The sequence below is a fragment of the Terriglobia bacterium genome, assembly GCA_036496425.1.
GTDB lineage: Bacteria > Acidobacteriota > Terriglobia > 20CM-2-55-15 > 20CM-2-55-15 > 20CM-2-55-15.
The window spans coordinates 31030-41636 of record DASXLG010000241.1 but is presented as its reverse complement, the minus strand read 5'-3'; the positions used below and the strand labels follow the sequence as shown (position 1 = coordinate 41636).

Sequence of the window (10607 nt, the reverse complement as noted above, 5' to 3'; positions counted from 1 at the left end):
GTCTTGAAGAAGGGGGCGCCCGCCGATATTGTGGTTTTCAATCCCACCTCGCTTGCGTCCGGCATGAAGTATGTATTTGTGAACGGCACGATGGTCCTGAAAGACGGGCAGCCGACGGGAAAGCAAGGCGGGCAGGCACTGCGCTAATGCGTCACGGTATCAGGTCCAGTCTTACCGATCTTCCGAACGCAGCGCAGGCATCGCAAAGCACGTCGCCGGTCGCCAGACAATCTCCAGGATTGCCGTCGCTGTGCCCCGGAGCAATCCGTTTGTCATCGTTTATCTTCGCGAAAGACCTGAGTATAAGGCGCCGGAGATTCACGTCGCCCGCCGGCGGCCTGTAGACCCATGCCAGCAGCTTGCCGTCCGCAGCCCCTATAGCGGACTGGTGAGGCTGTACAGAAAAGTCGATCTTGATGGGGCACTGTGTGCTGTTAACGAGCGGTCCGACAAATGAACCTGGACCGGGCAAGCCGTCTTGGTCGAATTCGGGAAGCTTGTACCGCCACCTGCGTGAAGTGGTTTTGTCGTCGGTAATCTGATGAAGAAACAATATGCCGGTTCGAGGGGCGCCTTTATCGTCCAGTCCGCGATGGGGCAAAGTTGCCCCGCTCGAAGCCAGCGCTTCCGTAAATTTGTCCTTGAGCGCTTTGACGCATGCATCTTCCCCCGAGCCCGTGTCTTTCGGGAAAGTGATGTTGAGAGTGATTTTGCGTCCGTTCGCGATGATCGAGTCGGGATCCGACAGTATAGTCTTGAGATAATTCCCAATGTGGGCGGTGTAGGCTGCGATCCCATCGGCTGAAAATTTACCGCCCACTATCTGGAAATCGACAAGGATAGACGTATACGACAGGTCCGTGATCGAGGCCTCCATTGTCGACGCATAAGTGCCGATTTTTTCGAAACGGGTTTCTTTGAATTCGAGACTGGGCGCGCCGACAGCATCCTTTGTGATGTCGGCCACCCAGGAGATTTCGGTGATGCTATCGTTTCCATCATCTCCGGAAACCGGCACGAACCGTCCGCCAAACGTTTCTTCCATATCGATGAAATCGGTCGCAGTGGTCAGAGTGCCGCTGTAATCCTTCGTGGCGGCTTGCGGCTCTTTGGTCTCTTTCCGCCACAGCATCATGGCATCGCACGGAGTCATGTAGAGCGTCCTCCCCGGGTTTCTTGCGAACCAGGAGTGCTCTTTGGGCAATTCCCGCCAGTTATAGCCGGTGAGAACATAGGCGGGGTCGTTGTCGCTTTCGGCCGGCAAACCTAGAAATTTCCTGGTTACTGTTGTCGCGTCTGACTTGTCAAAGAGGGGTACCTGAGTTCCCGCATGTTCAAACTCGATGAACAGGTGTTTGCCTAGATCCTGCATGCGGAGTTTCGTGCTCCAGAGCAGGCAATTCCTTTGTGGAAATCTGCTGTCATAGGTACCAGAGGCAGTGGCGCCATAGCCGAGGTTAATTCTCCCGCCCTGCTCGGCCTCTTTCTTTGTTACCTCCCGCTCCTCATCCAGATATTCGCTCGAGAACACGTGCGGCGTCAGTGAGTAATTCACCATCAACTCGTAATAGATGCGGCGCCAGTTTTCGAACCGGAGTGTCTGATCGGGAAGTATGTTGGCATCCGTCAGGAACTTATCCGATCCGGCAATCTCGACCAGGCAGGTATCACCTCCGGCGACCCCAAGTTGGACTTTGAAGGAGCCGGTTCCGCCCGGTAACGTCACTTTCCCTTCGTATTTTGTGTTGGCCGTCTTTTCTTCGATTGTCGCTGTCGTATCGGTGTCGGAAACCTTCACGACTTTCGTGGGAAAAGCGGGGTCGTTTCGGGCGCTTTTCTTGACTTGTTCCGTATCGTCCGGTCCAAATGTCACGCGGAAGTGGACTTCGGTTTTGTCGCTGGCGATTTTGAGCAGGCGGTCCTCGTCTCCATCGACACCGACGGTGATGACAACTTCGTTGGCCAGTCCGGTTTGTCCATGATTTTCCGAAGGCTCATTGACCCACTGCTGGACATTCCCCTGCTTCGGCATCACAAAACAGGCTTTGAATTTGATCTCGCCCTTGGCCTCCCTCTTCCGTCCGGTCGTGACCGTCTGCTCTGTGATTTCGCACGGATTCATCTGGACGATGATGAAGCCCGGCTTCAAATCCAGATTGAACTCGGCGGAGCCCGATGGAATCGTGTCCCCCTTGGCGTTCGTGGTGTCCACCACGAATGTGCTTTGAATGCCGCCGAACTGTTTCCCGCCTTGAAGCACCTTGAATTGAAAGTTTCCCAGGGCAGAGCCATCTGCCGCTGCAGTTACCTTGAGCTGAGCGGTTCTGGGCAGGACTTCGAACTTCTTGACGGCGAAGGTTTCCCGCGGTTCCGTATCGCCGGCTTTGTTCTTGACGTTATAAAAGACGTGATAGTCGAGAGTGTAGAAGTCCTTATCGTCCGGTACGACAGGGGCATTCAGTGTGTGCGTGACGGTAACGGCTCCAGAGGCGCCTTTTGTGCCCTCCGACATGGATATGGTCTTATCGGTGTCGGTATTCGGTTTCCCGTCGATGTAGAACTTGAACGTGACGTCCTGGACAAGGTCCGCCTGGTTTGCTGCAACCTCGCCTTTGACCGTGAGGGATGCCCCTTCATAGATCCTGACCGGACTATCGTGTGTTTCTTCCGGATTGGCCTTCATCTCGTTGCCGCGCAGCCAGACTCGAAAGAGTCGACTCCATTACAATGACTAAAATTCAAGCTCCCATCCCAATGTGGATAGGCGTTGAAGCAATGACGTCTTATTGTGGACGCTGCCGAGGTGGTATGCACCTACGGGGTAAACGATTATACGATCCGCTGCCGCCTGCTCGTCAATCAACCGCGCCATGTCCGTGTTGACTGCATCGTCATTGCGGTTGACATGATGTGTCCTCCGGGGTTCTGCCGGGAATCGGTGCCACACAAATGCCGGTGCCTTGGGGGCCTTCTCCACTTGCAGCACGTACAGTTGGTACGCTACGCCAGCCTGGGCCTTCGGCTCGGCTTCAAACAGCTTCTTCTTATTCGCGATCACGTCGGGGCGATGCTTGCTGTCGGCTGCAACATTTGGAAGCCATGAATGGTGGTCCGGGTATGTCGGCTCCTCCACCCCGACGCTGAGCGCCGCCCCTGCTGACATTATGACGCCGGCCAATTGGCTTGCCGGGGTATAGATCTCCTCGTGCGAATCTTCGTGGATCTCTGGAATCAGTACGACTGTGCCGTGCGGCGGTGCCTCGCTATCATCGTCCGGCTTCGTCATAACGAATAAATCACCGAGATCTTGCTCCGTATAATCGGACTCCCTCACCACCTGGGCGCGATAGCGGCCGAATACCTCTTTAACCAGATTCAGATACTTTGTCCTGAGGGTCGAATTGGTCGCGATCGTTTTATCAGGCATTTCTTCCTCCTGCCAGTTCCTCGGTGGCCACCCCAAAACCGGCCATATGAAACGACGTCCGGAAAGGTTTTCTACTCCCTCAGAGTGGACTAATGCAACAAGGGTTTTGATTCTCGATTAGAATGCGAATCGGTAATATTCAGGCAACTTGTCGATATGTGGAGAGACCAATGAAAAGATCCCCGTGTTTTGCGATCCTGTTTCTTCTGTTTCCTGCATTTTTATTCGCGCAAACAAGCAACGCGACGCTGGGCGGAACCGTTTCCGACTCGTCGGGCGCCTTGATTCCGGGGGTCTCCGTCACCGCGGCAAACACCGGAACCGGCATTGTGACGACCGTGATCAGCAACGAGTCCGGCTCGTATCAATTTGCCAGCCTGCAGCCTGGAAACTATAAAGTAAGCGCGGAGCTTACCGGCTTTCAGACTCAGACTTTCAATAATGTGACGCTTGGCTTGTCGCAACAGGCGCGATTGAATTTCAAGCTGTCGGTCGGCACCGTTGCGCAGGCTGTTGAAGTCACTGCTGAAGCCGATACGCAGATTGAGACATCGTCATCATCGGTAGGCGATGTGCTTCCGGACAGTAAAATCCGCGACCTTCCTTTGGGAAGCCGCAATGTGATGGATCTGGTGAATATAACGGCCGGAACGGGCCCGTCGGATGGTTCCGTCGACGGGTACTTTGCCGGAGGCCGGACAAGCGCCCTCAACATGACGCGCGACGGCTTTGTCGTCAGCAACGGGCGTTACGATCAGGGCACGTATGCATCCACCTATGTGAGCCCGGATCTCGTCGAAGAAGTCCGCGTCGAGACGGCAACCGTGGACGCCGCAGCCGGCCGTGGTTCCGGCCAGGTGCAGATGTCGACCCGCTCGGGCACCAATCAGTTCCGCGGCAGCGCGTTCTGGACCAATCAGAACTCTGCGCTTGATGCGGCAAACTGGTTCAACAACTTCAACCACACGCCGGCCAACTGGGAAAACCGCAACCAGTTCGGCGGCCGCCTGGGCGGCCCCATCATCAAGAACAAGACATTTTTCTTCTTTCTGGTGGAAGAGCAGAGGGATGTGGCCAGGCAGTTGGTGATCGGACAGGTGCTGACGCCGCAGGCCCGGCAGGGAATCTTCCGTTACTTTGCGAACGCGAACAACGGAAACGCCAGTTCTCCCGTGCGGACAGTCAACTTTGACGGGAGTCCGCTGCCGCCCGCCGGCCAGACCGCGGCGGACCTGAAAACGATCAATATGTTCACGTTCGATGCGAACCGGCCGACTTACGATCCGACCGGTTTCGTACAGAAGACGCTGCTGGCCAATATGCCGATGCCGAACAACTGGACGATCGGCGACGGCCTGAACACGGCCGGGTATCAATGGACGCAGCGCATCAGCGGCCAGGACATGGCGAACGGAAACTCCTACGACCAGAACAATCGCGACCAGCTCAACCTGCGCGTCGATCACAACTTCAACTCGGCGAATAAACTCAGTTTCGTTTACACCTGGGAGCGCGGACTGGATCACACCTCGCAGGCCGGCCTTCCCATCTGGCCGGGCGGCTACCAGGGCCAGAACGACAAATGGCCCCGCTTGTACGACTTTTCGTTCACATCGACTCTTTCGCCGACTCTTCTCAACGAAGTGCGCGTCGGATTGCGCCAAACGTCAATTGCCAGCTGGGCGCCGTGGTACGTGGGCCGGCAGGGATCCGCAGACGGTCCCTCGCCCGATCCGACAGCGAAACAGGCTTTCGCACTGCTTCCGGTCGTGAACGGTATCCCGTTCCAGCCGACGACGACGAATTCGGCGATTCCCAGCACGAACATCCTGAACTGGAGCGCCGGGGACGGTTCCACGCGCGGCTCGATCAGCCCGCTCTGGAGCTACGCCGATGACATCAGCTGGACGAAGGGCAAACACGCGTTCCAAGCGGGCGCGGAATACCGGCGCGACCGTTCGCAAGGCTGGAACGACAGCAACTTCACGCCGCAGGCGATCTTCGGCGCCGGTCCGAATCCCACTAACGTCACCGTTACCGGTCTGACGCAAACGAATGCGACTCTGGCGGCAAATCTATTGTATGACTTGTCCGGATCCGTCGGGACGCTTCGCGAGGGCGCCGTCGTGCGCAGTTCCAAGAACCCTGTGTTTTTGGGCTATCAGAACGGCGTTACGCTGAAACTTTTCGACTACCATGCCAACGAATTCAGCGGCTTCTTCAAGGACAATTGGAAAGTTACATCTTCACTCACCATGAATCTCGGCATTCACTGGGAATGGTTTGGCGTTCCCTATGAAGCCAACGGCATTCTCGGAGCGCCTGTCGGCGGCGCAGCGAACCTGTGCGGATACTCCTGCGGCGGTCTCGCCAACCTGACGCGCGTGCAGTTTGTCGGAAAGGACTCCCCGAATCCGAACATCAAGCTGCGGAACGACGACTGGAACAACCTGGCGCCGGCGCTCGGCTTCAGCTGGTCGGTGCCGTGGTTCGGAAAGGACAAGACCGTGTTGCGCGCCGGCTACGGCATCAGCTACACGGGCGGCGAGTTGAAGAACGTTCCTGGCGGCATCAATTCGGTGGCTGGGTCGCTGCCGGGGTTGTTTACCGGTACGGGAACTCTTGGGGCAACAGTCACACCCAACACCTATACGGATCTGACCAATGTAAGCTTCCCGCTGCCCTATGCGGTTCCTCCGCTCACGCCGTCGCCTATCGACGGAACGCGGGCCGAGAGTATTTCGGCTTTCGCGGCTCATCGGGTGGCGCCGTATATTCAGAACATCAACTTCGAAATCGACCGCAAACTGTCGGCAAGCACCTCGCTGAGGGTCTCGTACGTCGGAACAAAAGGCACGAAGCTGTTCGGCGGGATTCCGCTCAACGTCGAGAATATTAACGCCACAGCTCCTGGCGGGGAAACGTTGTTGCAGGCGTTCAACACGACACGGGCCGGAGGCAGTTCTCCTTTGTTCAACCTCCTGCTGAATGGACTGAGCTTGCCGGGCGCCGGTGGCACCGTCAATGGAACGACGCTTACCGGATCGGCCGCGCTGCGGAATTCCACGGCGACCCGCGTGTTTCTCGCCAACGGCAACATCGGCCAGCTCGCGGATTATCTGACCAATAACTCCACGGTAATTGCGGGCAGCGGTGGCGGAATCGTCCGCAACAGCGGAGTCTTCCCGGAGAACTGGCTGGTCACGAATCCGCAGTTTGCGCAGGCCACCATCGAGGGCAACCCGAGCAGTTCGACCTACCATTCGCTGCAAGTCGTGGTGACCAAGCGGCTGTCGCACGGCTTGTCGAACCAGACATCGTATACCTGGAGCCGGACGATCGGCAGCCTCGAAACCGAACAGGGGACGCTTGCGCCACGCAATCCCAACAATCTCGCGCTCGAAAAGGCCGTGCTCGGTTTCCATCGGACCCACGCCGTGACGAGCAACGGTACTTTTGAACTGCCGTTCGGACCCAACAGGCTGCTTTTCGCCAATTCCAACGGCTGGATCCAGCGTCTTGTGGAGCAGTGGCAGTTTGGCGCCATCATGGGCTTTACTTCCGGCTCGCCGCTCTCGATTACGGCGCCGGTGTCGAGCATCTGGCAAACGACCTCAGGCGCCACTCCCATGTTGGTCGGGAACTTTCCGAAAAGCTCCGGCCAGGTGACCAAACGCTCTAACGGGGTTGTCTACTTCAGTGGATTCCAGCAGATCACCGATCCCGGCGCCGCCGGCGTCACGGCGACGAACTCTTTGAACACGCGTTACACCAACTTCGCGATCACCGATGCTCAAGGCAATCCCGTATTGGTTAATCCGCAACCCGGACAGGTCGGAACGCTCGGGCGCAACGTGATCCAAGGCCCGGGCAGGTTTACGCTGGACGCCGACCTGATCAAGCGAATCCGGATCTCCGAAAGCAAATCGTTTGAGGTCCGCATGGATGCAACGAACATCCTGAACCACGCGAACTTCGGCGCCCCCACAGTTAATATCGACTCCACGACCTTCGGACAGATCACCAGCGCTTCGGCTGCCCGCCGGTTCATCCTCAGCGCCCGGATCAACTTCTGACTTTTCTTATTTTGGGGCGGTCCAATAGACATCCATGGACCGCCCCTATTTGGGTCTCTCGTCAACGAACTGAGAAGTCGGAACATAAGTTAAGTTACTAACTAACTTCCGGCGGACTGGTGCTCCGCTGTTCCCCGTGTGCTATCAAAACAGCCAGAGTTCGAGTCGATCGGGTTAGTGAAGGAGTCAGTTAGGAAAAGACGCTTAAGTTTTGAAAAAGCAGCTACAAACTGAAAAGTTCAGCGGCTTATTTGAAAAAGACGCCACTTATTCGAAAAGGAAGCTGAAGTTTCAAATCATCGGCGTCTTTTTCAAAACAATAGCTGACGATTCAAAAAAGACGCTTAAGTTTTGAAAAAGCAGCTACAAACTGAAAAGTTCAGCGACTTATTTGAAAAAGACGCCACTTATTCGAAAAAGGAAGCTGAAGTTTCAAATCTTCAGCGTCTTTTTCAAAACAATAACTGACGATTCAAAAAAAGACGCTTAAGTTTTGAAAAAGCAGCTACAAACTGAAAAGTTCAGCGACTTATTCGAAAAAGACGCCACTTATTTGAAAAAGACGCAACTTATTCGAAAAAGACGCTACTTATTTGAAAAAAGAGTTTTCGCAGATCTTTAAAGCGTAGAGGAAGCGAAGAGCGGAGACTGCGACTAAGGCCGCAATCGCAAAGGCTGCAATCGCACATTTGCAGTGATACGAACTTTCCGTTTAGCTTCCTGATCGCGATATTCTGTGGGACGAATTCTAGATTCAACAACTTATTGACAATACTAGTAATAAGGCGGAGAGGGTGGGATTTGAACCCACGGTGGAGTTACCCCCACTCCGGTTTTCGAGACCGGCCTGTTCAACCGCTCCAGCACCTCTCCGCAAGAACAAGCACCCAATTCTAGCCGCAAACGCCGGGAAAATCTTTTGCTATTCTAGTATTTCGTGATCGAACACGGAGTGAAGCATGAAAAGAGATCAGAAGTCTGCCAAGCTCGTTGTTCTGGATAATAACGATCCCATCACCGCTGAAACCGAAGAAATCCAGGCCCGCATCCGCCAGCGTGCCTTCGAGCTTTCCCACAGGCGGCCGCCCGATGCACATGAGTTATACGACTGGATTGCGGCGGAATCTGAAGTTATTTCCGTGCCGCCGGTCGAACTGCTCGAGCGCGATGGGATGTTCGATGTGAAGTTTGCGGTTGCCGGTGTCCAGCCGGACGACGTGAATATCATGGTGACCTCAGACCAGATCCTGTTGAAGTCGCAATTTACGCATCAGCATGATGCCGGGAGCGGGACTGTCCATCTATGCGATTTCAAGTCGGCGACGGTCTTCCGGTCGATCCAGTTGCCGCAGCCCATCGACGTCAACACGGTGAAAGTTGATTTCGAAGAGGGGATGGTTCACGTCAGCGCAGCCAAACAAGGCAGCGCGGAGGAGCCTCCGAAGCGCGCTCCGGCGATGCGCAAAGCTCCGGCCAAAAAGAGCCGGTCTAAGCAGCCTTGAGTTTCCGTTCCAGCGGGTACTCGGCCGCAGCCCAGGCGTTGAAGCCGCCGCGAAGCGCGAAGGCGCGATAGCCGTTATCTCTGAAAACCTGAGTCAGCGCGACGCTGGATTCTTCGTTCGGACAAGTGCAATAGGTGATGACCGTTGCATCGCGATCGATTTCATCGAGCCGGGCTGGAAGATCGTCCGCAGTGATTCGGATGGCGCCGGGGATTTTACGGCTGGACTCGCTCCAGTCCTTTGCGTTTCGAGCGTCGACGAAGACCATGGGCTCACCGGCCAGCACGCGGGCGTTTGCTTCATCGGGCGATATTCGGTTGGAAGCCATATGTACCTCCTTTGGATTTGCCGCATCTTAAGGGCCAATCCGCGGCTAAAATCTTTCCTATGAAACGTTCGGGCACTGCAGATCTGCCGTTGCATGGCGGCCGTGTGCCCCAGTGGCTGGCCGACCGCATGGCGAAACTGGGCACAGCGATTACTGAAACGATCGTTGTCCGTTACGGCCGCTCCGAGTTCCTTTCCCGCCTGAGCGATCCGTTCTGGTTTCAGGCCTTTGGTTCGGTCATGGGAATGGACTGGCACTCTTCGGGTATTACAACCTCCGTCATGGGCGCGCTAAAGCGCGGGCTTCAGGGCCGCGCAGACGAACTCGGCATCTATATTTGCGGCGGCCGCGGGCGGCATTCGCGAAATACGCCGGACGAATTACGATCGATTTCCGAACGCAAGGGCTTCGACGGCGAGGCGCTGGTCCGCACCAGCCGGCTTACGGCAAGAATCGATAACAATGCCATCGCCGACGGCTTCCAGATTTATCTGCACAATTTTGTAATCACTGCTGAGGGCGAGTGGGCGGTCGTGCAGCAGGGCATGAATGACGCGAGCGGTCTTGCGCGGCGGTATCACTGGCATTCTCCAGCGGTTCGGGATTTTACCGCCGATCCCCATACCGGCATCGTCGGCGAGCCGCAAGGCGAGATCATGAACCTGGTCGACGGCCATGCCGGGCCGGCGCAGCTTGCGCTGCTGGATATCGTCCGTCAGAAACCGGTGGAGACTCTCGATGAGGCGTACCGTCTCGTCGTTCCCACCCGCCACGATGTGCGGGCTTCGGATATGGATCTCAAGCGGCTTGGCGCTGTCCTGGCTGTGGCTTATGAACGCGAGTTCCACAATTTCGCCGAACTTCTACTGCTCGAAAAGCTCGGTCCGAGAACCTTGCAGACACTGGCTCTGGTTGCCGAGGTCGTACACGGAGCGCCGGCGCGGTTCGTGGATCCGGCGCGGTTTTCGTTTGCCCTGGGCGGCAAGGACCGCCATCCGTTTCCGGTTCCGCTGAAAACCTATGACGAATCCTTGTCCGTGCTCTCATCGGCGCTCGATGCCGCAAAACTCGGAGATACCGACAAGATCGGCGGGTTCGAACGCCTCCATCGTTTCGTGCGCGTCGTCGAGCAGCGCTGCGATCCGCACGCGGATTTCCAAGCCGCGGTCGCGCATGAGAAAAAGATTTCTGCTGCGCTTGATGGCCGAAGTGTCTTCGATTAACGCCGCTTGTCTGGCGAAAGTGCCGTCCAAACATATATTGGGATTATCCTG

General features: G+C 56.2%; 6 protein-coding genes and 1 tRNA gene. 3 read left to right on the top strand and 4 right to left on the bottom strand.

Features of this window, described 5'->3' with window-relative positions:
* Nucleotides 1–151: 151 nt before the first annotated feature.
* Nucleotides 152–2683 carry a hypothetical protein gene (locus VGK48_17130; protein ID HEY2382901.1) on the bottom strand — a complete coding sequence of 844 codons (2532 nt, stop codon included), beginning with the start codon at nucleotides 2681–2683 and terminating at the stop codon, nucleotides 152–154.
* 48 nt (nucleotides 2684–2731) lie between these two features.
* Nucleotides 2732–3427, bottom strand: a complete 696-nt coding sequence (locus VGK48_17125; GenBank protein ID HEY2382900.1) for a hypothetical protein — start codon at nucleotides 3425–3427, stop codon at nucleotides 2732–2734.
* A gap of 170 nt (nucleotides 3428–3597) precedes the next feature.
* Between VGK48_17125 and VGK48_17120 the strand changes: the two genes are divergently transcribed.
* Nucleotides 3598–7503, top strand: coding sequence for a carboxypeptidase-like regulatory domain-containing protein (locus tag VGK48_17120; GenBank protein HEY2382899.1), 3906 nt, complete (start codon nucleotides 3598–3600; stop codon nucleotides 7501–7503).
* 786 nt (nucleotides 7504–8289) lie between these two features.
* Here VGK48_17120 and VGK48_17115 read toward each other — a convergent pair.
* Nucleotides 8290–8376: transfer RNA gene (locus VGK48_17115), tRNA-Ser, on the bottom strand.
* 86 nt (nucleotides 8377–8462) lie between these two features.
* On the opposite strand from VGK48_17115, the gene VGK48_17110 reads away from it, so the two are divergent.
* Nucleotides 8463–9005, top strand: coding sequence for an Hsp20/alpha crystallin family protein (locus VGK48_17110; protein HEY2382898.1), 543 nt, complete (start codon nucleotides 8463–8465; stop codon nucleotides 9003–9005).
* On the opposite strand, the gene VGK48_17105 is transcribed toward VGK48_17110, so the two are convergent.
* Complete coding sequence (locus VGK48_17105; protein ID HEY2382897.1) at nucleotides 8992–9333, bottom strand: rhodanese-like domain-containing protein; 342 nt, start codon at nucleotides 9331–9333, stop codon at nucleotides 8992–8994. The two genes, VGK48_17110 and VGK48_17105, sit on opposite strands and share 14 nt — an antisense overlap.
* Before the next feature lie 59 nt (nucleotides 9334–9392).
* On the opposite strand from VGK48_17105, the gene VGK48_17100 reads away from it, so the two are divergent.
* On the top strand, nucleotides 9393–10556 hold the full coding sequence (locus VGK48_17100; protein HEY2382896.1) for a DUF763 domain-containing protein: 1164 nt from the start codon (nucleotides 9393–9395) through the stop codon (nucleotides 10554–10556).
* Nucleotides 10557–10607: the final 51 nt, after the last annotated feature.